The sequence below is a fragment of the Schinkia acidoalkalinis genome, from assembly GCF_054301215.1.
Map to the genome: position 1 here is coordinate 3,432,641 of NZ_CP182573.1, position 24,658 is coordinate 3,457,298.

The following is a 24,658-nucleotide window of genomic DNA, read 5'->3' on the forward strand; positions in this document are numbered from 1 at the left end:
GAGGTAAAGGCGTGTCTTTAGAAAAAATCACGATGCCGCAATTGGGTGAAAGTGTAACCGAAGGTACGATTAGTACTTGGTTTGTAAAGGAAGGCGATACTGTCAAAAAATACGACCCACTTGCAGAGGTTCAAACTGATAAAGTAGTAGCGGAAATCCCATCTTCCTTTGCAGGTGTTATTAAAGAACTTGTTGCGAAGCAAGGCGAGACATTAGCAGTGGGTGAACTGATTTGTTATATTGAAACGGAAGTAAATGGAGAAAGCGGTCAAAATATAGAGAGTAGTCCTTCCGAAACGGAAGATAAAAATATTTTATCGCCATCCGTCCAAGCCCAAGAGGATCAGCATAACAAATATCGTTATTCCCCTGCAGTTTTAAAGATGTCACAAGATTACCATATTGATCTTGCTAAAGTTCATGGCACAGGGAAAGGCGGCCGCATTACACGAAAGGATTTGCAACAGCTAATTGATTCGGGTTATCCAAGCGGTGTCGAACAAAAAGAAATTGAGCAGCCAAGTTTACAGAACGTGGCTATTGAACAACCGAAATCAGCACTCGAAACACTTGTATCAGCAGATGAAAAGCAAGCAGAGTATACCGCTCAAATACAAACCATTGGAGCTCATGGAGATATTGAAATTCCCGTTGCAGGTGTAAGAAAAGTAATTGCGGCCAATATGCTTCGCTCGAAACATGAAATCCCGCATGCGTGGACAATGGTTGAAGTCGACGTAACGGAATTGGTGGCTTATCGAGATGGAATCAAAGACGATTTTAAGAGAAAAGAAGGCTTTTCATTAACATATTTTGCATTCTTTGTAAAAGCTGTGGCTACTGCTCTTAAAGAATATCCAATCATAAATTCACAATGGGCAGGAGATAAAATTATCCAAAAGAAAGAAATTAATATTTCAATTGCCGTTGCAACGGAAGATTCATTATTTGTACCAGTTATTAAAAACGCCGATGAAAAAACAATCAAAGGAATTGCCCGTGAAATTAGCGAATTGGCACAAAAGGCCCGCACTGGTAAGCTAACGCTAGCCGAGATGCAGGGAGGAACATTTACAGTTAATAATACAGGATCCTTTGGCTCCGTCCAATCAATGGGGATTATTAATTATCCGCAGGCAGCAATCTTGCAGGTTGAATCCATCGTTAAACGTCCGGTGATTATGAATGGTGGGATGTTTGCTGCTAGAGATATAGTAAACATCTGTATGTCGATTGATCATCGCATCTTAGATGGACTTGTCAGTGGTCGCTTCCTTGCAAGGGTAAAGGAAATCCTAGAAAACATCTCAAAAGAAAATACATCTGTCTATTAGGAGGAGGTGAAAAACTTCCTCCTTTTTTGTGTGGAAAATATTAGGGAAACGCTAGAACCGTCCCCATTGTTTTTTTGAAAAAATCATGCTGTCCTATGACATTTTTCTACAAATTATTGCTGAATCTTGACTTTAGCTGCCCTGAATTATTGCTACATTCGCGTATTTAAAGTACTATATAATTAAGTTCTTGACTTTACAGAATATTAAAAAATAGAGCTGACAGTACTTTGAATAGGAAAGGGGTGGAGGTATCTCCGTAAGGGGATGAAAAGCTATGAAAACAGAAAAAGAACTGCAATTTGATTTAAAACAGTTTTGTGAATTTCCTTTTCCTGATGTAGAAGAGTGGAAGGAAACCGCGGAACAATCTTTAAAAGGGAAGCCATTTGAATCCCTACTAACAAATACGTACGAAGGGATTCAACTGAAACCTTTATACGTAAAAAAAGATGTCGAAGGGCTTGACCACATGAATGACTTGCCAGGTGAAGGCTCTTATGTAAGAGGAGCAGACTACCTTAAGAGTCCAGCGAAAGCATGGGATATTGCCCAAGAAATAACAGGCAAAAGTCCTTTAGCCTTTAATGAAGCTGTGCTGGAAGCAATCGGTCGTGGCCAAACAATGGTGAATTTAGTTGTTGACGAAGCAACAAAAAGAGGATATGACGCTGATGAAGCCGACGAAGAGTTCGTTGGGTCACAGGGTGTACCTGTAGCATCACAAAGCGATTTGGAAGCTGCATTAGCAAACATTGATTTAAAAGTAAATCGTCTATTTATGCAGTCAGGGATTAGTACACTGCCTTTATATGCGAGCTTGATTGCTACCTTTAATAAGCAAAATCAAGACATTAAAGAATTAGAGGCATTTATTGGATTAGACCCTGTTGGCTCCATTGCCTCTTTTGGAAATTCAAAACTTGGAATTAAACGGTTATATAATTTGATGGCACAACTAACAAAATGGGCCAGTGAAAATACCCCAAATGTGAAAACAATTTATGTCCAAGGTGAAATTTATCATAATGCCGGAGCAAGTGCTACAGAAGAATTAGCGTTTGCTATTGCTACTGGTGTTGAGTATATCAATGAAATGCTTGAGCGTGGTCTTGATATTGAAACAATAGCAAAGCATATGTATTTTTCATTTGCTGTTGGTTCCAATGTATTTATGGAAATTGCCAAGCTTCGTGCGGCGAGACTCCTATGGTCAAAAATAGTAGCAAGCTTCGGCGGCAGTAAAGAAGCTCAAAAGATGTATATTCATGCTCGCACATCAAGCTTTACAAAAACAGTGAATGATCCGTATGTGAATATGCTGCGCACGACAACAGAAGCATTTGCAGGGGCTGTTGGTGGCGCAAATAGCATGCATGTTTCACCATTTGATGAAGCAATCCAGACGGCTGATACATTCTCACGCCGTATTGCACGCAATACACATATTATTTTGCAAGAAGAATCAAATTTAAATCAAATTGTAGATCCGGCCGGTGGCTCATGGTATGTAGAGTCACTTACAGATGCTGTTGCTTCTAAAGCTTGGGAACTTTTCCAAGAGGTTGAAAAGAATGGCGGCATGTATGAGGCATTAAAAGTAGGACTTGTTCAACAAAAAGTCAGAGAAACAGCTAATAAAAAGAAAACGAATATTGAAAGTCGCAAAGATCGCATCGTTGGAACGAATATGTATCCCAATTTAGCTGAAAAGCCATTACAGGCGAGGGAAGAAACAGAAGATGTCAAGGCGTCAGCAATTGTAGTGGCAAAATCCATTAAATCAGGTAACCGCGAAAATGCGAAGGCTGCATTGGAAGAAGTAAAAACTGCTATTGCAAATGAAGCTGAGCTATTACCAGCATTGATTCAGTCAGCAACAGCTGGTGCTACAGTAGGCGAAATGGTAAGCTTGTTAGCTGAAAACTGTAAAGGTGCGAAGCTCGATCAGCTCCAAGCGATTCGTGCTGCGGAAGGATTTGAAAACTTGCGAAAAGCTGCAGATAGCTATAAGCAAAAAACAGGTGCCTATCCAAAAGTATTTTTTGCCAATCTTGGTCCTATTCCAAAACATAAAGCCCGTGCAGACTTCTCAGCAGGATTCTTGGCAGCGGGAGGTTTTGAGGCGGTAAGAAATGATGGATATCAAACTGCTAAAGAGGCTGTTGAAGCTGTTATCGCTTCAGGCATAGATATTGTCATTATTTGTGGCACGGATGAGCAATATTCTGAGTTTGTTCCATCAATCGCTAAAGAGCTTAAAAATAAAAACAAAGAAACTTATATTTTAGTTGCTGGAAAACCTTCGCCTGAGCTTGAAAGCCAATATGTAGAGGCAGGCGTTGATGAATTTATCCATGTTAAGTCAAATTGCTATCAAACTCTTGCCAGACTTCAAGAGCGTAAGGGGGTAAACTAAAATGAGCAAAAGATTGGATTTTACACAAATTCCCTATCAATCAGAGCCATCTAAAAGCGATTTAGAAACATGGAAAAAACAGGTTGAGGAATCAATCGACAAATCTTTTGAGGATTTGCTTTTTAATACAAATGAACAGATTAAAGTTAAACCGATGTATTCTAAGGAAGACATTAAAGACAATGAATATATGAATTACATGCCTGGTATAGCTCCATATTTAAGAGGACCATATCCAACAATGTATGTTGCTCGTCCTTGGACAGTGCGCCAATATGCCGGATTTTCAACTGCAGAAGAAAGTAATGCCTTTTACCGCCGCAACTTAGCTGCAGGACAAAAAGGACTTTCTGTTGCTTTTGACTTAGCAACACACCGCGGCTATGATTCTGACCATCCACGCGTAGTTGGGGATGTTGGAAAAGCGGGCGTTGCCATCGACTCAATTTTAGATATGAAAATCTTATTTGATGGGATTCCGCTTGATCAAATGTCAGTTTCAATGACGATGAATGGTGCCGTATTACCTATCATGGCTTTTTATATCGTTACGGCTGAAGAACAAGGGGTTAAACCAGAACTACTATCGGGAACGATTCAAAATGATATCTTAAAAGAATATATGGTGCGGAATACTTATATTTACCCACCCGAAATGTCTATGAAGATTATTGCTGATATTTTTGAATATACATCCCAGTATATGCCTAAGTTTAATTCGATCAGTATATCTGGCTACCATATGCAAGAAGCTGGAGCACCTGCTGACATCGAACTTGCCTACACAATAGCTGATGGGCTTGAATATGTACGTACAGGATTAAAAGCAGGAATTGATATTGATAAATTTGCACCGCGTTTATCATTCTTCTGGGCAATTGGTATGAACTACTTTATGGAAGTTGCTAAAATGCGTGCTGGCCGTTTAATTTGGGCAAAATTAATGAAACAGTTTAATCCGAAAAATTCAAAAGCTTTGGCCCTTCGTACCCATTCGCAAACATCTGGCTGGAGTTTAACAGAGCAAGACCCATTTAATAATGTTACGCGCACATGTATTGAAGCAATGGCTGCAGCACTAGGTCATACACAATCCTTGCATACGAATGCTCTAGATGAAGCAATTGCATTGCCAACTGATTTCTCTGCACGGATTGCTCGTAACACGCAGCTTTACTTGCAGGATGAAACAGGCATTTGTAATGTTATTGACCCATGGGCAGGCTCTTACTACGTTGAGTATTTAACTGGTAAATTAGTTGAACGTGCTTGGGCTCATATTGAGGAAGTTGAAAAACTTGGCGGAATGGCAAAAGCAATTGAAACAGGACTACCAAAAATGAGAATTGAAGAAGCAGCAGCACGCCGTCAAGCTCGCATTGATTCCGGTGTTGAATCTATTATTGGTGTCAATAAATACCGCCTTGATAAAGAAGAGCCAATTGATATTTTGGAAGTTGATAACACAGCTGTTCGTGAACAGCAGCTTGAAAGATTGAAGCAGCTTCGTGAAAATCGTGATGAAAGAAAAGTACAAGAGGCGCTTCTTGCCATCACAAAAGCAGCAGAAACTGGCGAAGGCAACTTACTTGCTTTATCTGTAGATGCTGCTCGTGCTCGTGCTTCATTAGGAGAAATCTCTGATGCAATCGAAAAAGTATCTGGCCGTCATAAAGCTGTCATTCGTTCAATCAGTGGTGTTTATTCTACTGAGTACAGTGATGAAGATGCTATTAATAAAGTAAAACAAATGACAGATGAATTCGCAGAAAGAGAAGGCCGCCGTCCACGTATTATGGTTGCAAAAATGGGACAAGATGGCCATGACCGCGGAGCGAAAGTTGTTGCTACTGCCTTCGCCGATTTAGGCTTTGATGTAGATGTCGGTCCGCTTTTCCAAACACCGGAAGAAACGGCACAACAAGCAGTTGAAAATGATGTCCACGTCATCGGTATGAGTTCACTTGCAGCTGGTCATAAGACATTGTTACCGCAGCTAATCGCTGAATTGAAAAAATTAGGTCGTGAGGATATTATTGTCGTTTGCGGCGGTGTTATTCCTGCCCAAGATTATGATTATTTGAAAGAGAATGGGGCTACAGCTATATTTGGTCCGGGTACTGTAATTCCTGTATCTGCACAAAAGGTAATGGAAGAAATAAACCGCCGTATCAATGAGACTGAGGATGTGTTCTAATTTATGACGGATAAAGAAAGCAGACCAGAATGGGTGCCTGAAAATGCGTCAAAAGGCTTTACTACGAAAGTAATGAAGGGCGTTGAAGGCAGTCATGACGGCTTTGACAACGGTGAAAGGAAACCTGAGGCACCATTAACACCAGTTAAAAGAGGTCTGTCACTTGATGAAGTTGTAAATGGTATTTTAAATAATGACCGTCCCATTCTTGCTCGGGCGATTACGCTGGTAGAAAGCAATGCCTATAAGCATATTGAAAAGGCACAGCAAATTCTTAACCGCGTTCTTCCATATACAGGCAAGGCACTGCGAATTGGCATAACAGGTGTTCCAGGTGCAGGTAAAAGTACATTGATAGAAGCACTGGGCTGCTATCTTTGTGACCTAGGCTTGCGTGTAGCTGTTTTAGCTGTCGACCCTTCAAGCAGTGTGACCGGTGGAAGTGTTCTTGGTGATAAAACACGAATGGAGAAGCTATCCCGCGAAAAAAATGCTTTTATTCGTCCATCACCATCCGGAGGCACACTTGGCGGTGTAAACAGAAAAACAAGGGAAACGATGCTTTTATGTGAAGCAGCAGGTTATGACGTTATCCTGATTGAAACAATTGGTGTCGGTCAAAGTGAAGTCGTTGTCCGTTCCATGGTCGATATGTTTGCATTAATCGTTCTTACCGGTGCTGGTGATGAGTTGCAGGGAATGAAAAAGGGCGTAATGGAGCTTGCTGATATTATCATTGTCAATAAAGCGGATGGTGATAATGAGCAAAGAGCATTGATTGCCCAAAAAGAGTACAATCAAATTTTGCACTATTTGCGCCCAGCAACAGAAGGCTGGGAAACGAAAGCCTATACTTGTTCAGGTTATTACGGCAAGGGTATCGATGTGGTTTGGGAGGAAATGAAAAAGTTCGAAGCAAATATCAAGGCATCGGGTGTTATTGAAAAAAGGCGCCAGTCCCAAGTAAGGGATTGGATTTACGCGATGATCAAAGATCAGCTAGAACAGAAATTCTTTAACCATCCTGAAGTGAAAAAAGTGTTGCCGAATATTGAAAAAGAAGTTGTTACAGGTCAACAACCGGTAACCCAAGCTGTTAAATTTTTATTTGAGCAATACGAGAAAGAAACGGAATAGACTTTAAAGTGAAAGAGCAGGTTGTATGCTACCAAGCACTCGCCTGCTCTTTAATTTTACTATCATATTCTCCAAGCTGATTATTGTGACTGGGTTTGATTGGACAACGATAGTAACCAATGCTTAGATAGGATTTTAAGCCTCTAAGCGGATAAACACGAATATAGTCTTACTTCCCTGAAATACCCAGATGTTTATTCGTGTCCGCTTAGATGCTTGCGATATACAATACTAATGGATTGTCCAATCACTTTAAGGAGCAATAATCAACTTGGAGAATATTTAGACAGCAAGTTTACTTTGAATTGAATAGAAGGTGAGTGATGGGGGTAACTCACCTTCAAAATCTAGGGAGTCTAGGGGTATGGGGCCTAGATTTATTATTATAGTTCCCAGACTTTAAAAAATTAAACATAAATTCTAGAAAAACTAAAATTCTTACTGTTTTTAGTGTATTACATTTGCTTCTGTTACCTTAAATTGTTACTATTATTCTATATTATTGGATAAAGGTAGGAGTGAAATAGATGAGTATGGATTATAATATGTTTATGAACGATATTGTTGATAATGCCAGAAAGGAAGCAGTAGCTGCTGGCTTTCAGGAAGCAAAGACTCCTGAAGAAGTAGAAGATGCGTTCAAAAAGTCTGGAACCACATTGGTTTTAATCAATTCTGTTTGTGGATGTGCAGGTGGCTTAGCACGTCCAGCTGCTGCTCATGCAATCCATTATGATAAGGTGCCTGACCAGATGGTTACAGTTTTTGCTGGTCAAGACCGTGAGGCAACCGAAAAAGCACGTGAGTATTTTGAAGGATATCCACCTTCCTCCCCTTCATTCGCTTTAATGAAGGATGGAAAATGTGTGGCAATGCTTGAACGCCACGATATTGAAGGTTCAGAACCATTTGAGGTTGTACAAAAGCTACAAGGAATTTTCGAAAAGCATTGTGAAGAGATCTAATCATATAAAAAGGGGGGCCTAATTGGTCTCCTTTTTATAATTAATCTGAAATATTTTTATATTTAATCTATTTTCAAACCTATTGATTACTTGCCGAAACATGATAAAATTCAACTTAACGCATAAATATTAATGCTACTTAATATTTATTAATTCTACTACAACAAGAATACACAATATAATAAAAGGAGGAGTTATTTTGAAAAAATTTGTAGGCTATTTTTTAACGTTAACCCTATTAATTGGACTTTTAGCTGCCTGTGGACAAGGTGGTAATGATAATAAGCAAACTGCAGGTACTGATAATGGAAATGGACAAGCAAAAAAGGTGTTAACAATGGGCACATCTGCTGATTATCCGCCATTCGAATTTGTAGATACGGCTAAGGGAGAAGACATTGTGGGCTTTGATGCCGATTTGGCCAAAGCTATCACTGACAAACTGGGCTATGAATTAAAAATTCAAGATATGGATTTTGCCGGTTTAATTGAAGCGCTAAAATCTAAAAGAGTGGATTTCGTACTATCTGGTATGTCTGCTACAGATGAACGTAGACAGAGCGTAGATTTTTCTGATATTTATTATGCAGCCGACAACATGGTTATTTTTAAAAAAGATAAAGGTTTCAAAGCCGTTGATGAATTAGCAGGAAAAACAGTCGGTACGCAAACAGGGTCAATTCAAGAAGAAAAAGCAAATGAAATTAAGAAGACAATTGACATTAAGATTGAAAGTAGAAACCGAGTACCAGAAATTATTCAAGAAGTTAAAGCAGGCCGTTTTGATGCCGTCATTGTTGAAGATGTGGTTGGTAAAGGCTATTTAGATAAAAATAAAGATTTAGCAGGATTTGCACTTAAGAGCGATGAAGAAAATGGTTTTGCAGCTGCATTTCCAAAAGGAAGTGACGAGCTTGTAGCCCAGTTTAATAAAGTAATCGGCGAAATGAAAGCAAGCGGTGAGTTAGATCAATTAATTAATAAATGGTTTGGCGGAGAGCAATAATATGAGAAAATAAGCGGCGAATCACTATGTTTTGCCGCTTTTCCTGTGATTAATAAAGTAAGGAAAGAGGTGGCGATTGTTGGATTTTGGACCGATTATGCCTTCTGTCCCTTATATTTTTAAAGGGATCGGGGTTACATTAGAAATTGTCGTTGTATCGGTATTGTTAGGTTTTTTTCTAGGCATTATCTTAAGTTTATTAAAAATTTCAAGAATTGGTGCGCTCCAATGGATTGGAGATGCCTATACCTCGGTTTTTCGTGGTACACCATTAATTTTACAATTATTTATTATTTATTATGGATTACCACAATTAGTGAACTATGAAATACCAGCTTTTTTGGCGGCTGTCTTAGCATTTGGATTAAATTCGGGTGCTTATGTTTCTGAAATTATCCGTGCAGGAATTGAAGCGATTGATAAAGGGCAACGGGAAGCTTCAATGGCACTAGGGATCCCATATGGGCAAATGATGAAAGATATCATTTTACCACAAGCAATGAAAAATATACTTCCTGCATTAATGAATGAATTTATCTCTTTAACAAAAGAGTCCGCCCTTGTCTCCGTAATTGGCGTAACAGATATTATGCGGCGCTCTTATATTGTTGGCGGCGACCACTATTCATTTTTACCGCCAATGCTTATTGCTGGACTTATCTATTATGTGATGGTTATGGGATTAACTCTTCTAGGAAAACGCTTGGAGAGGAGAATGAAACGCAGTGATTAAAGTAGAAAATTTGCATAAATCATTTGGAAAATTAGAAGTGCTAAAAGGTATTACTACTACGATTGATGATGGGGCCGTCGTGGCTATTATTGGTCCATCCGGTTCCGGCAAGTCAACTTTTCTAAGATGTTTAAACAAATTAGAAGAGCCAACAGAAGGAAAAGTATGGATTGATAATGATGAAATTACGAATCCAAAAACCAATATTATGAAGGTAAGAGAAAGAATTGGGATGGTTTTTCAGCATTTTCATCTATTTCCCCATATGACCGTACTTGAAAATTTAACGTATGCACCGATGAAAGTGAAAGGGTTGTCAAAGGAGGATGCGGAAAAGAAAGCACGGGAACTATTGGATCGAGTGGGACTGTTAAGTAAGGCGAATGAATATCCAAACCGCTTGTCAGGTGGTCAAAAGCAGCGTGTTGCAATTGCAAGGGCGCTGGCGATGGAACCAGAAGCGATGTTATTTGATGAACCAACATCCGCTCTTGACCCGGAGATGGTGAAAGAAGTACTCGATGTAATGAAATCAATGGCCCATACCGGGATGACGATGGCGATTGTTACCCATGAAATGGGTTTTGCCCGAGAAGTTGCTGACCGTGTTTTATTTTTGGATAATGGCCAACTTGTTGAGGACGCACCACCAGAAGAGTTTTTTGCTAATCCAAAATCGGAACGAGCAAAAGAGTTTTTAGCGAAAATATTATAAAGTGATTGAAGAGATGAATAAAATCATCTCTTTTTTATTTTTTAAACAAGCAAGATTATAGATTATAATAAGGTATATATTGACAAATTAAAGGGGAGTCATATGTTTAAAATAGGGACAAGAACTTTAAAAACGGCAATTGGAACGGTGCTGGCAATCAGTATAGCCAAATCTGTTGGCTTAGACCATTATACTTCTGCAGGGATTTTAACAATATTATGTATTCAAGTAACAAAAAAGAAATCAGTCAAAACAGCATGGGCAAGATTTGCTGCTTCTTTGATTGGAATTCTGTTTTCGTATCTATTTTTTGAAGGTCTCGGTTACCACCCAATTGTAATTGGACTCATTTTATTATTATTTATACCGGTTACTGTGCGCTTGAAAATTCACGAAGGGATTGTTACAAGCTCGGTTATTATTTTGCAATTTTATAATTTAAAAGAAATGTCAATAGCTAGTATTGTCAATGGAATTTCCATTATTGTCATCGGCATTGGTGTTGCCTTGTTTATGAATTTATATATGCCGAGTGCTGAGAATAAATTGCTAGAGCTTCAAAAGGAGCTTGAAGCGCTCTATAAAAAAATTCTAAACGAAATTTCAATCTATTTAAAAGAAGGGGACCATCTATGGGATGGAAAGGAAATTACAGGTTCTTATGATCTCATTCAAAAAGCGATGAAGTTGGCTATGCAGCATAGGGATAATCGGCTTTTAGGATTTGATGATGATTTCTACAAATATTTTAAAATGAGAGAAAAACAATTTGAAGTGATTGAGAGAATGCTTGCACTCGTCACGTCTTTAAAAATTTCAATGCTGCATTCGCAAATGATTGCTGATTTAATTGACGATATCGCAGATAATGTCCACTCTGGAAATACGGCAATCATCTTTTTAACAAAATTAGAAGACTTGCATCGAACGTTTAAAGATATGCCCCTACCACAAACACGCGAGGAGTTTGAAATTCGTGCCTCACTGCTGAATTTTTTATGGGAGCTTGAAAATTACTTGAACATTAAAAGATACTATCGGGAAAGTGATGTATGAAAATTGCCCTGATGGAAACACTATCCCAAAAAGCTCGTGAGGATGAGTGGAATGCTGGCAAAATTAATGCTCTCAATACTTCTGCTATCACCGCTATGGCCAATTGGACAAAATCCAATCGTCGGCGACCCGTTTCTAATCGTTAATAAAAAAACAAATCAATTAGCTTTTATTAACGAGGGGAAAGTGCAAAAGATTTATGCCATCGCAACCGGAAAAGAGGAGACCCTTACACCTGTTGGTAAATTTACAATTACCGTAAAAGCGATTAATCCATACTATCGAAAGAAAAATATTCCCGGCGGTGCAAAGGAAAATCCACTTGGTACGCGATGGATTGGCTTCGATGCAGAGAATACGGACGGGCGAATCTATGGCGTCCATGGCAATAATAATCGAGGTTCCATTGGAAGGTATATCACTCAAGGATGTGTGCGGATGTATAACGAAGAAGTGGAGGAGATTTTCTCCGAAGTCCCAATCGGGACACAAATTCTCATTGTTTCATCAGACCAATCGTTTGTTAGACTTGGCCAGAAATATGGAGCAATTCAACAAGATATTCCCAATAGCTTGAAATACTTTATACAGTAAATAATAAACTTATACCGCATTCGCCTTTGGAGGTACCCGCCAGATTTGATGCATGGCTCCATACTTATGGGCGTAAATCCAAAGGCGTTTTTCCATAAAAAATAAAAATACTAAAATAGAAAGCTAATTCCTGTGAGAAGTGTGGTCAGTAGCAAGGTTGACAGCATTAAATAAACCATTATTTTCATTAATTTGCGATTCATACAGTGTATACCCCCAATTAACATATTTATTTAATTTTACTATTTTCTTAAGGATGGGGACAAGGGGAAAGAACTTGTCGAAGAAGATAAAAAATTGCAAATTTTTAGTATGACTAGAAGGGATTTAGGGGATAAAGGTCGAAATTATTAAGGTAGTCCAATGGGCGTTGTTTTATAAGGAGGAGAAAGAGAAGTGGCTAAAAAAATAGACCATATTGGGATTGCAGTAAAATCACTGGAAGCATCATTACCGCTCTATACTGAAAATCTCAAATTAAAGTTAATGGGGATTGAAGAAGTTGTATCTGAAGGGGTAAAAGTAGCATTTTTAAAGGTTGGCGAATCAAAAATTGAATTATTAGAGCCTTTAAATAGTGAAAGCCCAATCGCAAAATTTATTGAGAAAAAGGGAGAAGGCATTCATCATATAGCATTAGGTGTAGATGATATAAATGAAAGAATTAAAGATATAAAAGCTAACGGTTTGCGCATGATTAATGAAGAGCCAAAAACCGGCGCTGGTGGGGCGCAAATTGCCTTCATGCATCCAAAGTCTACTGGAGGCGTACTATATGAATTATGTGAAAAGCCTGAGAAGGGGGAAAAGTAGTCGTGGATATTTATGAGAAAATTAATGAGCTCTATGACCGACGCCGTGAAGTTGAGCTAGGCGGTGGGGATGCTCGTATCGAAAAACAACATGAAAAAGGGAAATTAACTGCGAGAGAGCGCATTGACTTATTATTAGATAAAGGAACATTTGTTGAAACAGATCCATTTATTGATCATCGTTGTGTTGATTTTGGCATGGCTGACCAAAAAGGACCTGGTGAAGGTGTCGTTACAGGATACGGAAAAGTGAACGGCCGTCTTGTATTCGTCTTTTCACAAGATTTTACCGTGTTTGGCGGTGCATTAGGTGAAATGCATGCTTTAAAAATATCTAAAATTATGGATCTTGCAGCCCAAACTGGCGCTCCTGTAATCGGTTTAAATGATTCCGGTGGTGCAAGAATTCAAGAGGGTGTTCTGTCGCTGGATGGTTATGGACACATCTTTTATCGGAATTCTATTTATTCCGGTGTTGTTCCACAAATTTCTGTTATCATGGGACCATGTGCTGGTGGGGCTGTTTATTCGCCAGCGATTACAGACTTTGTCTTCATGGTTAATAAAACAAGCCAAATGTTTATAACTGGACCAAAGGTTATCGAAACAGTAACAGGAGAGAAAATTTCAGCCGAAGACCTTGGTGGAGCAAAGGTCCATAATACAATCAGCGGTAATGCTCATTTCCATGCGGATAGTGAAGAGCAAGTGTTAAACGATGTGCGCCGCTTGCTAAGCTATTTACCACAAAACAATGCCGAGAAACCGCCGGTGGCTGAATACAATGATGATGAGGACGATTATCGTCCAGACTTAACGGAAGCCATCCCGTTTAATGCGGTTCGTCCGTATGATGTAAGGATTGTTGTGAATCAAGTTGTGGACAAGGATTCATTTATGGAAATTCAAGCGGACTTTGCCAAGAATGTTGTCATTGGTCTTGCTAGAATTAAAGGTGAAGTGGTTGGATTAGTATGTAATCAGCCGAAGGTTATGGCTGGTGGACTTGATATTGATTCATCAGATAAAGCATCACGTTTCATTCGTTTCTGTGATTGTTACAATATCCCAATCATTACGTTTGAAGATGTGACAGGCTTCTTCCCAGGCATTAAGCAAGAGCATGGCGGGATTATTCGCCATGGTGCCAAAATCCTTTTTGCTTACTCAGAAGCTACAGTTCCGAAGCTAACGGTCATCTTACGTAAAGCATATGGTGGGGCTTATGTGGCATTAAACAGTAAATCAATCGGCGCTGATATTGTATTGGCATGGCCAAATGCAGAAATTGCAGTAATGGGACCACAAGGTGCTGCGAACATTATTTTTGCCCGTGAAATAAACGGTAGTGAAGATCCTGAAGCAAAACGTCAGGAAAAAATCGATGAATATCGCGATAAGTTTGCCAACCCATATGTTGCCGCATCACGTGGAATGGTTGATGATGTTATCGACCCTCGCGAAACAAGAATTAAGCTTATTCAATCGCTTGAAATGCTGCGCAATAAAAAGGATACAAGACCGAATAAGAAACACGGAAATATTCCGTTGTAAAATTACTTATGAAAACGGGGCTGTCCAATGAGCCGATTTTACGGCCATTGGCTGCCCCTTTTTAAATTGCACTACATGATTTGAACCTCAAGCCATTTTCGAACACTGTTGATGAACCACACTTTACTGCACTTTTTCAAGTCAGCTATTTTTACTATTTTTTCGTGAACTTTTCCTTTTTTGATTAATGTTTCCCTAAATGTACCTGCTAACAAACCGCTACTTACAGGAGGTGTCCATAACACACCGTTTTTTCAGAGTGATAAAGCCAATCTACGATTGCTTCATCTTCCGCAAAAGAATATCCTCGTTTGGCAGTCCCTTTCATTGGTCGTGTGGTGATGATATTGTCTTTTAAGTGAAAAAATAGTTCAGGCGATGCAGATAAAATACTATGCTCTCCGGTATTAATATAAGCACAATAATTAGATGCCTGTGCTCTTTTTAATTTTTCAAAAAAAGCAATATCATCACCTTGAAATTGTGAATGAAGGCGAATCGTATAATTTACCTGATATGTATCCCCATTTTGAATATATTGTTTAATGGTCGATATCGCAGTCTTGTATTCATCCATAGTTATAGAAGTCTGCCAATCCGTGACATGATATGTACCTTTGCTGCTTAGTGAATGGTATTCTGGTTCTGAAAATAGTCCAAACCATAATAATGGCATCAAATTTCCTTGCTTGAAGCGAATAGCCTTATTAAATGCGGCTGCACTTTCGTAGGATAGAAAACCAGCAGCATAATAGCCATCTTGAACAGCATTCTGAATGATTTGAAAGCAAGGTAACACCTCCTCCATAGTGTTAGCAACTATAACTTGTTCTGGATTGCTAAATGTGCGCGGGTGAATTTCCCCTGTTGAATTTCTAAATTCGAAAGATAAGAGTGGTTTCTTTGTTTCTAAACTCTTTGTTTGCATTTTTAGGTTCCTTTTTAATAAATTAATTTATCTAGCTTTAAATAAAATTGTACTCTTCATATTGTAATTTTGAAACTAATTTACTGCATATTGCTTTTAATTTGGTAATCAGAAACATTAGCTATATAATATTAAGGTAAAAGTTAACAGTTAACAGTAGGAGGAGTCCATCATGATAAATCAAGACCGATTAGTCCAAGAATTTATGGAGCTCGTTCAAGTAGACTCTGAAACAAAACATGAAGCAGAGATTGCGAAAGTGTTAATTCAAAAATTTGAACAGTTAGGTTTAAAAGTAGTTCAGGATGATACGACAGCTAAGACAGGGCATGGAGCTGGCAATCTAGTATGCACCCTTGAAGGAACAAAGGATGTTGATACAATTTACTTTACCTCACATATGGACACCGTTGTGCCCGGTAAGGGCGTTAAACCGTCTATTAATGGAGATCGAATTGTAACGGATGGAACGACAATTCTAGGTGCAGATGACAAAGCTGGATTAGCTGCTATGTTGGAAGCTATTAAAGTTTTAAAAGAACAAAATGTTGAACATGGCAAGATTGAATTTGTCATTACTGTTGGTGAAGAATCCGGTTTAGTTGGAGCAAAGGCGTTGGACCGGGCTTTAATGACTGCAAAATTTGGTTATGCTCTTGATAGTGACGGTGATGTCGGCAATATTGTCGTGGCCGCACCAACACAGGCAAAGATAAAAACAGTGATTAAAGGAAAAACGGCTCATGCTGGCGTTGCTCCGGAAAAAGGAGTATCTGCCATCACAATTGCTGCTAAAGCGATTGCAAAGATGCCACTGGGAAGGATTGATGAGGATACAACTGCAAATATTGGCCGCTTTGAAGGTGGCAGCCAAACAAATATTGTTTGCGATTATGTTGAAATCTTATCTGAGGCCCGTTCATTAATTGATGATAAAATGCATGCCCAAGTGGCGAAAATGAAAGAAGCGTTTGCATCCACTGCCAAAGAAATGGGCGGCGAAGCGAATGTAGAGGTTGAAGTCATGTATCCTGGCTTTAAATACGGTGACGGCGACCATGTCGTTGAGTTAGCCAAAAGAGCAATCACGAAAATCGGCCGGACACCAAAGCTGGAGCATTCAGGCGGCGGCAGTGATGCGAACGTCTTCGTCGGCCATGGTATTCCAACGGTCAATTTAGCTGTTGGCTATGAGGACATTCATACAACAAATGAAAAAATGCGCATCGGTGAATTAGTAAAAACAGCTGAGCTTGTCGTTGCAATTATTCAAGAAGTAGCCAATCAATAACGTCATTTGGAAGTGACAGATCATGCAACATTTTTACCCGAAAAATGGCCGGGTCATTCTCCATGTTGATATGAACAGCTTTTATGCATCGGTAGAGATGTCCTACAATCCTTCTTTAAAGGGGAAGCCGTTAGCAATAGCGGGTAATCCAAAAGAAAGGCGGGGCATCATCGTGACCTGCAGCTATGAAGCAAGAGCAAAAGGCGTGAAAACGACGATGCCGCTTTGGGAAGCGAAAAGACTGTGCCCAGAACTAATCGTATTGCCGCCAGATTTTGAAAAATACCGCAAAGCATCATTAGCGATGTTCCAAATATTAGCCCAATATACTTCATTAGTACAGCCAGTTTCCATTGATGAAGGGTACTTGGACATAACGGGATGCAGTAGTTTAGGGTCACCTCTGGAAATCGCTCAAAAAATCCAACAGCAAATTTATACAGAGTTGGATTTGCCGTCGAGCATCGGGATTGCCCCAAATAAATTTTTAGCGAAGACAGCTTCTGATATGAAAAAGCCGATGGGGATTACGATTTTACGGAAACGGGATGTTGCGGCGAAGCTTTGGCCGTTAAAAGTAGAAAATATGCATGGCATTGGTAAACGGACAGCCGAGAAATTAAATAAGATTGGGATCACGACAATCGGGGACCTAGCAAAAGCAAATGAATATGGGCTAAAACAGCTGTTAGGCATTAATGGGCTTCGTTTAAAAGAAAGAGCAAACGGTGAAGATCAGCGTCCGGTTGATCCGGACGCCACCTCTCTATTTAAAAGTATTGGCAATTCTACGACTTTGAGCAATGATACCACGGATGTGGAAGAAATTAAAATGGTTTTTGAGCGCTTAGCTGCCTCTGTGGAAAGAAGAATGCAAAGGAAAGCTGTGGTTTCTTGGAATATCCAAATTACGATTCGCTACTATAACCGTGAGACAATCACAAGGAGCCGGCTGCTGAAAAATGCAATTTTTACGAAAGAAGATATTTTTCAATCCGCATGGTATTTATTTAAAAAGCATTGGAATGAAGAGCCTATTCGTTTATTAGGGGTTACAGCACAGGACCTTGAGGAAAAACATGATTCCACAAAGCAGCTTAACTTGTTCACGTTCGAACAGGAAGCAAAGGATGAGCCTTTGATTAAAACAATGGAGAAGTTAAAGGAAAAGTATGGCGATAATATTATTGCTAAAGGAATCGAAAAGACCCATGAGAAGAGTGTTCCGACGACAAGCTTCCAAAAGGACTTTTTAGATGATTTTAAGTGGGGGGATTAACTTGGAGTTGACATTTCTAGGAACGGGTGCAGGTGTTCCGGCAAAGGAGCGGAATGTATCAGCGCTAGCGCTTGACCTCTCCCAAGAAAGAGGAACAACCTGGCTATTCGATTGTGGGGAAGCCACACAGCATCAGATATTACATACATCGATTAAGCCGCGCAAAATTGAAAAAATATTTATTACCCACCTCCATGGTGATCATATTTTTGGTTTGCCAGGGCTTTTAGGGAGCCGCTCCTTTCAAGACGGAAGTACACTTCTCACTGTTTATGGTCCGATAGGAATTAAGGAATACGTGGAAGTATCATTAAGAGTAAGCACCACGCATTTAAAATATCCACTAGAAATCGTAGAGATAGAAGAAGGCATGATTTTTGAAGACGATCAGTTCATCGTCGAAGCCGGTAGACTTGAGCACGGCATTCCAAGCTATGGCTATAGGGTCATCGAGAAAGATGTAAAAGGTGCCCTTCAAGTAGATAAGTTAAAAGAATTGGGGATTTCACCGGGACCGATTTATCAAAAGATTAAGGCTGGTGAAGTGGTTTCTTTGAAGGATGGAACAAAAATATATGGAACTGACTTTGTAGGCCAGGATAAACCTGGTCGGAAACTTGCCATTTTAGGTGACACACGCTACACCCCAAAAGCGATTGAATTAGCCCAAGATGTGGATTTACTCGTCCATGAAGCAACATTTGGAAAAGAAGATGGGACAATTGCTTATGAATATTTTCATTCAACAAATGTTCAAGCAACCCAAGTAGCCAAAGCAGCAAGTGCAAAGATGTTAATTTTATCTCATATTAGTTCACGCTATCAAGGTGAAGAGATAAACCAACTATTACAAGATGCGAAACTTGAGTTTCCAAATGTAGCAATCGCTGCTGACTTTTTTAAATATCAAGTTAATCGAAGATAGAAAGGGGAAAACGACTATGGCAACCGCACTTTTTTCACCATTTATTATTAAAAATACAACATTTAAAAATCGCGTCGTTATGTCACCGATGTGCATGTATTCTTCTGATCAAGAGGATGGAAAAGTACAAAATTGGCATATCACTCATTATACAAGCCGGGCGGTAGGACAAGTGGGACTCATCATCATTGAAGCAACGGCCGTGACACCTCAAGGTAGGATATCCAACCATGATTTGGGAATCTGGGATGATGATCATATAGATGGCCTTAAGACGATTGTTAACCGTTGTCATGAACACGGTGCCAAGGTTGGAATTCAATTGGCCCATGCGGGAAGAAAAGCTACCCTTGATGGCGAAATCGTAGCACCTTCAGCGATTCCCTTTAGTGAAAAAATGAAAACACCAAAGGAAATGACGAAGGCCGATATAGAAGAAACGATAAAGGCTTTTCAAGCCGGCGCACGTCGTGCAAAACAAGCTGGATTTGATGTGATTGAAATCCACGGTGCCCATGGTTATCTAATTAACCAATTTCTTTCTCCGGTTACGAATAAGAGAAGTGACGAGTATGGGGTTTCAGCAGAAAATCGCTATCGCCTTTTAAGAGAAGTCATAGAAGCTGTAAAAGATGAATGGGACGGTCCGCTTTTTGTTCGGATCTCTGCAACCGATTATCATCCTGATGGATTAACGGTTGAAAATTATATAGAATATGCCAAGGAAATGAAAAAGCAAGGCGTTGATTTGATAGATTGCAGCACAGGCGGTTTAATCCCAGCGGCGACCATTGATATTTTTCCCGGTTATCAAGTACAATACGCTGATAAAATCAAAAACAATGCTGGTATTAATACAGGAGCTGTTGGTTTAATCACTTCAAGCCTTCATGCAGAGGAAATCCTTAAAAGCGGTCGGGCGGATGTAGTGATTATTGGGAGAGAACTATTAAGAAATCCATATTGGGTTTATGCTGCAGCAAAAGAATTAAATGAACAAATAGAAGCGCCTAAACAATATGACCGGGGCTGGATATAATAAAAGATGGAAGGACAGGTACAAATACCTGTCTATTTTTTACGAGCAAAATATTATATGATTTATATAAAATTAGCACACGGGTGAAACAGTAGAAAAATAATCTTAGGAAAACAAATCAAATTTAAGAAATTGTAACTTTCTTCAAATTATTTTAGCGTTATTTGTAATTTTAGTTATTGTAAAAAAATACATTTCTATTAAAAATGTAAGTTGAATCGCTAGAATTAAACAATCATTTAAATCTGTTATAATACAATGAGCTGTCTGTAATACAATTTAAAAAACACAAGAAACACTGTCATATTAAGGTATTTGCGGTATATAAATAATGTGTACCATAAATTTTTTTAAAAAATATATAACATTTTTCACAGATATCATGTATAATAAATCATATAATCAATTTAGTAATTATTTATTTCATGATTTTTCTTGAGGGGGGAATAGAAATGTCAATATTACCTAAGAAGAATGAATTAGGCTTCTTTGAAATTAGACTCGAATCTATTGGTGGTTTAGGTGCAAACTTAGCTGGGAAAATGTTAGCGGAAGCAGGTGTCCTAGGATTAGGATTAAATGGTTCAAACTTTTCTTCCTACGGATCTGAGAAGAAAGGTTCACCTGTAAAAAGTTTTATCCGTTATTGTGATGCAAGCACAGAAATTCGTGATCACAGCCCGATTATGGAGCCGCATATTGTTGGTGTGTTCCATGAAGCGCTATATAAAACGATTGATGTTGTAAGCGGTTTACAAGCTGATGGGATTGTGCTTGTAAATACAACTCGTGATTTTGATGATGTAAAAAAAGATTTAAAACTTGAATATGGAACATTAGCTATTGTTGATGCTTTAAACATTGCGGTTGAAGAAAAAACAAAAGTAAATACAGCAATGTTAGGGGCACTTTTTAGAATCTGTGATTTCTTAGACCCAGAAGCAATGAAAGCTGTTATTCGCAAAACTTTTGAAAAAAAATATCCACATCTTGTTGAACCAAATATCCGCACTTTTGACCGGGGCTACGAAAGTGTTCAGTTTAAAGAATACAAAGTGCCAGAAGGTGCAGAAGGTAAGTCATTTAAAGTACCTGTACCAAAGCTTGGTTATGAAACACAGGAAATCGGCGGTGTTGTCACTACGCAAGCAAATAGTATCTTAAAAGATTTAAGTGGATCCCGCCAAGGCTTCCTACCAGAATTTAAAATTGAAAAATGTATTAACTGTGCTCAATGTGATACAGTTTGTCCGGATTTCTGCTTTGTATGGGAAGAAGAGGAAGACAAGCGTGGTCGTAAGCAAATGTTCCTTAAAGGAATTGATTATCAATATTGTAAAGGCTGCTTAAAATGTGTTGAGGCTTGTCCAACTGAAGCATTACTTGATATGCGTGAGATGCTTGGCTATGCGGATGAACATCGTGTAGCACAGCGGTTTCCAAGAGTACTAGAAGGGGTGATGTAATATGGCAATGATCGAAAAAGAATTAAAAAATGTTAATAATAAAGCAGAACAAACTATTACTTTTGAATCTGGTAATGAAATGGCTGCAATGGCTGCAGCACAAATTAACTATCATTTAATGGGTTACTTCCCAATTACACCATCAACAGAAGTTGCTCAATTCTTGGATCAAATGAAAGCACGCGGTGAGCATGATATTAAATTAGTTGCTGCCGATGGTGAGCATGGTTCTGCTGGTATCTGTTATGGTGCTGCTGTAGCCGGTGCTCGTGTATTCAATGCAACTAGTGCCAATGGATTTATGTACATGCTAGAACAGCTTCCTGTTCAAGCTGGTACTAGATTCCCAATGGTTATGAATCTAGTAACACGTTCAATCAGCGGACCATTAGACATCCGTGGTGATCACTCAGATTTATACTTTGGCTTAAATATTGGCTGGGTTATTCTAACAGCTCGTACACCACAAGCAGTATACGATATGAATATTATGGCTCTCAAGATTGCAGAGCATTCTGATGTAAGACTACCTGTTATTGTTGCTTATGATGGTTTCTTTACATCACATCAAAAGCGTAAAGTAAGCTATTTTAAAGATCGTAAGGTTGTGCAGCAATTCGTTGGTGAGCGTCCAACTGAGTATCCTGTTGTTGTTGACCCAAGTCATCCAGTAACAATTGGTGCACATATGGATGGACATGATTTAATGAATAACCATTACCAACAATCAGATGCGCTTTACAAAGCTTATGATGTCTATAAGCAAGTAGCAGAAGAATATGCTGAACTGTCCGGACGTAAGTATGATATTTTAGATACTTACCAAATGGAAGATGCGGAAGTTGCTTTATTCCTAATTAATTCAGCAGCTGAAACAGCAAAGGATGCGGTTGATCAACTTCGTGCTAAAGGCATTAAAGCAGGTGTTATAAGCCCTAATATTATTCGTCCTTTCCCAGCTGAAGAAATTCGTAAAGCTCTTAAAAATGTAAAAGCTTTATTAATTGGTGAACGTGCTGATTCATATGGTGGTAATGGAGCAAACATGACACATGAAATAAAATCTGCTCTTCAAGACGATAAAGATAATAAGACAATCGTGCTTAGCCGCGTATTTGGGCTTGGTGGCACTGACTTCTTTACTAAAGAAGCGCTACAAATGTTTGAGCTTGCGATTGATGCAAAGGAAAAAGGGTATGCTGAAAAGCCTTTTGACTACTTTGGTGTTTCAATCCTTCCAGGAAAACCAGAGGACAAGATGAAGCCGGTTATCAAACCAATGCATGGTGATGATTTCAGAACTGGCTTAATCGAAGTGACACCTGATCCTGAAACAAATAAATTAAATGTAAAAATTCCACCATTACGTGCCTTAACTACGAAGCCTAAACGTCTTGGCTCTGGTCATGGTGCATGCCCTGGCTGCGGTATTTTCCCAGGACTTGAACTATTCTTTAAGGGCATTGAAGGCGACGTTATTACATTGTTCCAAACAGGCTGTGGTTATGTTACTACAACAGGCTATCCGTATACTTCACATAAACAGCCGATGATGCACAACTTATTCCAAAATGGTCCTGCGACATTATCAGGAACAGTAGAAGCGTTCTATGAAATGAGACGCCGTGGTGAAATCGAATTTGAGGACGATGTTACATTTGTAATGATTACTGGTGACGGTGGAATGGACATCGGTATGGGTTCTGCGATTGGTACAGCTAACCGCAACCATAAGCTTATCATTTTAGAATATGATAATGAAGGCTATATGAATACAGGTTCCCAAATGTCATATTCAACACCATTCGGTCATATGACAAGTACTACAAACGTTGGTAAAACACAAAAAGGTAAAACATTCCACCATAAGGATACTGCTCAAATTATGGCAGCTACCAATATTCCTTATGTTTTCACAGGAACAGAGGCATTCCCTCAAGATTTAGTGAAAAAGGCTGCAAAAGCACAATGGTATGCCCAACATGAAGGTATGGCTTACGGTAAGATTTTAATTACTTGTCCATTGAACTGGAAATCAGAAGACCGCTATGGTAACACTATTATTGAAAATGCTGTAAACTGTAACTTCTTCCCATTATATGAGGTTGAACATGGGGAGACTACAATCACATATAATCCAGAAGAGAAAAACAAACAAGTGGAGCTTTCTGAATGGTTGAAATACATGGGTAAAACAAAGCATTTATTAAAAGAAGAAAATGCTCATTTGTATCGTGGTCTTGAGGAAGAAATCGCTCGTCGTTGGAATCGGTTAAAAGCTAGACACGAAAATGCTTACCTATAATATAAACAACAAAAAACCTTAGCCTTACATGGCTAAGGTTTTTTGTTGTTCCTACTTCATCATAATACTTTCTATTTCCGCACCTAGCTCTTTTGAACGGGTAGTTGCTCGTGTAATACATTGAATCATGGCTTCTTGGTATTTGTACTCTTCTAAAACCTTTAGTCCAGCTTCCGTTGTTCCCCCAGGACTCATTACTTCTTTTCTAAGTGTTGCTGGGAGCTTTGGTGAAGATTTCAGCATTTCCACTGCTCCGATGATTGTTTGCAGGATGAGCTCTTTGCTAACATCTTTTGCCAAACCTAAATCAACGGCTGCCTTTTCCATTGCTTCGACCAAATAATATACATAGGCCGGACCACTTCCTGAAAGACCAGTGACGGCATGAAGGTCTTCTTCAGCTACAATAGAGACAGTACCGATTGTTAAAAATAATTTTTTCGCAATTGCTTCATGTCCCTCATTAGCATAACTTCCTCGAGAAATGGCAGTAGCTGATTTTCCAATTGTCGCAGATGTATTAGGCATCGCCCGAATGATTGGAATAGTAAGTTCCAATAATTCCTTCATACTTCTTGTAGAAACACCGGCAATCACTGAGATAAGCATTTGCTGATCCGTTATATAAGGCTTGATTCCTTCTAATGCCGCTGCTACGTCCTTCGGTTTCATTGCTAAAATAATGACATCTGCATTTTTTAATGCTTCCGCTTGGTTATGTGTTCCATTGACACCATATTGTTGTTTAAAATACTGTAATCTTTCTGTATTTGAACGGTTTGTTATGATTAGCTGGTTTTTATCAAAAAGTTTGCTGTTTAACATTCCAGACACCATAGCCTCTGCCATCGAGCCTGCACCTATAAATGTATAGGTAAGTTTTTTAGTCATTTAAATCCCTCT

At 39.0% G+C, this 24,658-nt stretch carries 22 protein-coding genes; 18 read left to right on the forward strand and 4 right to left on the reverse strand.

Going from position 1 to position 24,658, the window contains the following annotated elements; all coding sequences use genetic code 11:
- Positions 1-11 precede the first annotated feature (11 nt).
- The 10 genes from ACNQFZ_RS17380 to ACNQFZ_RS17425 all read left to right on the forward strand — a co-directional run bounded on the left by ACNQFZ_RS17380 (position 12) and on the right by ACNQFZ_RS17425 (position 12,156).
- On the forward strand, positions 12-1,334 hold the full coding sequence (locus ACNQFZ_RS17380) for a dihydrolipoamide acetyltransferase family protein (RefSeq protein ID WP_458412563.1): 1,323 nt from the start codon (positions 12-14) through the stop codon (positions 1,332-1,334).
- 277 nt (positions 1,335-1,611) lie between these two features.
- The gene (locus ACNQFZ_RS17385; RefSeq protein ID WP_458412564.1) at positions 1,612-3,753 is read left to right on the forward strand and encodes a methylmalonyl-CoA mutase family protein; all 2,142 of its coding nucleotides are present in this window, start codon (positions 1,612-1,614) and stop codon (positions 3,751-3,753) included.
- 1 nt (position 3,754) lies between these two features.
- A complete protein-coding gene (gene scpA, locus ACNQFZ_RS17390) occupies positions 3,755-5,950 on the forward strand; it encodes a methylmalonyl-CoA mutase (RefSeq protein ID WP_458412565.1) in 2,196 nt (731 codons plus the stop codon).
- Between the two features lie 3 nt (positions 5,951-5,953).
- The gene (meaB, locus tag ACNQFZ_RS17395) at positions 5,954-7,087 is read left to right on the forward strand and encodes a methylmalonyl Co-A mutase-associated GTPase MeaB (protein WP_458412566.1); all 1,134 of its coding nucleotides are present in this window, start codon (positions 5,954-5,956) and stop codon (positions 7,085-7,087) included.
- Between the two features lie 527 nt (positions 7,088-7,614).
- A complete protein-coding gene (locus ACNQFZ_RS17400; protein ID WP_458412567.1) occupies positions 7,615-8,052 on the forward strand; it encodes a BrxA/BrxB family bacilliredoxin in 438 nt (145 codons plus the stop codon).
- 199 nt (positions 8,053-8,251) lie between these two features.
- Positions 8,252-9,058, forward strand: a complete 807-nt coding sequence (locus ACNQFZ_RS17405; protein ID WP_458412568.1) for a transporter substrate-binding domain-containing protein — start codon at positions 8,252-8,254, stop codon at positions 9,056-9,058.
- Positions 9,059-9,155: 97 nt separating this feature from the next.
- Positions 9,156-9,791 carry an amino acid ABC transporter permease gene (locus tag ACNQFZ_RS17410; RefSeq protein WP_458415436.1) on the forward strand — a complete coding sequence of 212 codons (636 nt, stop codon included), beginning with the start codon at positions 9,156-9,158 and terminating at the stop codon, positions 9,789-9,791.
- The gene (locus ACNQFZ_RS17415; RefSeq protein WP_458412569.1) at positions 9,784-10,506 is read left to right on the forward strand and encodes an amino acid ABC transporter ATP-binding protein; all 723 of its coding nucleotides are present in this window, start codon (positions 9,784-9,786) and stop codon (positions 10,504-10,506) included. Before ACNQFZ_RS17410 ends, ACNQFZ_RS17415 begins: the two co-directional genes overlap by 8 nt.
- 102 nt (positions 10,507-10,608) lie before the next feature.
- Positions 10,609-11,562, forward strand: a complete 954-nt coding sequence (locus tag ACNQFZ_RS17420; RefSeq protein ID WP_458412570.1) for an aromatic acid exporter family protein — start codon at positions 10,609-10,611, stop codon at positions 11,560-11,562.
- Positions 11,563-11,613: 51 nt separating this feature from the next.
- Complete coding sequence (locus tag ACNQFZ_RS17425) at positions 11,614-12,156, forward strand: L,D-transpeptidase (protein ID WP_458412571.1); 543 nt, start codon at positions 11,614-11,616, stop codon at positions 12,154-12,156.
- 110 nt (positions 12,157-12,266) lie between these two features.
- Here the strand turns inward: ACNQFZ_RS17425 and prli42 are convergent, their stop codons facing one another.
- Positions 12,267-12,383: a stressosome-associated protein Prli42 gene (gene prli42, locus ACNQFZ_RS17430; protein ID WP_458412572.1), complete on the reverse strand. Its 117-nt coding sequence runs from the start codon at positions 12,381-12,383 to the stop codon at positions 12,267-12,269.
- A gap of 169 nt (positions 12,384-12,552) precedes the next feature.
- Between prli42 and mce the strand changes: the two genes are divergently transcribed.
- Positions 12,553-12,969 carry a methylmalonyl-CoA epimerase gene (mce, locus tag ACNQFZ_RS17435; protein ID WP_458412573.1) on the forward strand — a complete coding sequence of 139 codons (417 nt, stop codon included), beginning with the start codon at positions 12,553-12,555 and terminating at the stop codon, positions 12,967-12,969.
- A 2-nt stretch (positions 12,970-12,971) separates the two neighbouring features.
- Positions 12,972-14,522, forward strand: a complete 1,551-nt coding sequence (locus tag ACNQFZ_RS17440) for an acyl-CoA carboxylase subunit beta (RefSeq protein ID WP_458412574.1) — start codon at positions 12,972-12,974, stop codon at positions 14,520-14,522.
- Positions 14,523-14,593: 71 nt separating this feature from the next.
- On the opposite strand, the gene ACNQFZ_RS17445 is transcribed toward ACNQFZ_RS17440, so the two are convergent.
- Together ACNQFZ_RS17445 and ACNQFZ_RS17450 are read right to left on the reverse strand one after the other, a co-directional pair.
- Positions 14,594-14,767, reverse strand: coding sequence for an aminotransferase class IV (locus tag ACNQFZ_RS17445; protein WP_458412575.1), 174 nt, complete (start codon positions 14,765-14,767; stop codon positions 14,594-14,596).
- Positions 14,746-15,450: a chorismate-binding protein gene (locus ACNQFZ_RS17450; protein ID WP_458412576.1), complete on the reverse strand. Its 705-nt coding sequence runs from the start codon at positions 15,448-15,450 to the stop codon at positions 14,746-14,748. The genes ACNQFZ_RS17445 and ACNQFZ_RS17450 overlap by 22 nt, the downstream gene beginning before the upstream one ends.
- A 172-nt stretch (positions 15,451-15,622) precedes the next feature.
- Here ACNQFZ_RS17450 and ACNQFZ_RS17455 point away from each other — a divergent pair, with 172 nt between their 5' ends.
- The 6 genes from ACNQFZ_RS17455 to ACNQFZ_RS17480 all read left to right on the forward strand — a co-directional run bounded on the left by ACNQFZ_RS17455 (position 15,623) and on the right by ACNQFZ_RS17480 (position 23,755).
- Complete coding sequence (locus tag ACNQFZ_RS17455; protein ID WP_458412577.1) at positions 15,623-16,741, forward strand: M20/M25/M40 family metallo-hydrolase; 1,119 nt, start codon at positions 15,623-15,625, stop codon at positions 16,739-16,741.
- Positions 16,742-16,763: 22 nt separating this feature from the next.
- The gene (locus tag ACNQFZ_RS17460) at positions 16,764-18,020 is read left to right on the forward strand and encodes a DNA polymerase IV (protein ID WP_458412578.1); all 1,257 of its coding nucleotides are present in this window, start codon (positions 16,764-16,766) and stop codon (positions 18,018-18,020) included.
- A 1-nt stretch (position 18,021) separates the two neighbouring features.
- Entirely contained in the window at positions 18,022-18,945 is a 924-nt protein-coding gene (gene rnz / locus ACNQFZ_RS17465; protein WP_458412579.1) for a ribonuclease Z, read from the forward strand.
- Positions 18,946-18,961: 16 nt separating this feature from the next.
- Positions 18,962-19,984 carry an NADPH dehydrogenase NamA gene (namA, locus tag ACNQFZ_RS17470; RefSeq protein ID WP_458412580.1) on the forward strand — a complete coding sequence of 341 codons (1,023 nt, stop codon included), beginning with the start codon at positions 18,962-18,964 and terminating at the stop codon, positions 19,982-19,984.
- Positions 19,985-20,436: 452 nt separating this feature from the next.
- Complete coding sequence (locus ACNQFZ_RS17475; RefSeq protein WP_458412581.1) at positions 20,437-21,450, forward strand: 2-oxoacid:acceptor oxidoreductase family protein; 1,014 nt, start codon at positions 20,437-20,439, stop codon at positions 21,448-21,450.
- 1 nt (position 21,451) lies between these two features.
- A complete protein-coding gene (locus ACNQFZ_RS17480) occupies positions 21,452-23,755 on the forward strand; it encodes a thiamine pyrophosphate-dependent enzyme (protein WP_458412582.1) in 2,304 nt (767 codons plus the stop codon).
- 51 nt (positions 23,756-23,806) lie between these two features.
- Here the strand turns inward: ACNQFZ_RS17480 and proI are convergent, their stop codons facing one another.
- A complete protein-coding gene (proI, locus tag ACNQFZ_RS17485; protein ID WP_458412583.1) occupies positions 23,807-24,646 on the reverse strand; it encodes a pyrroline-5-carboxylate reductase ProI in 840 nt (279 codons plus the stop codon).
- Between the last annotated feature and the right edge of the window lie 12 nt (positions 24,647-24,658).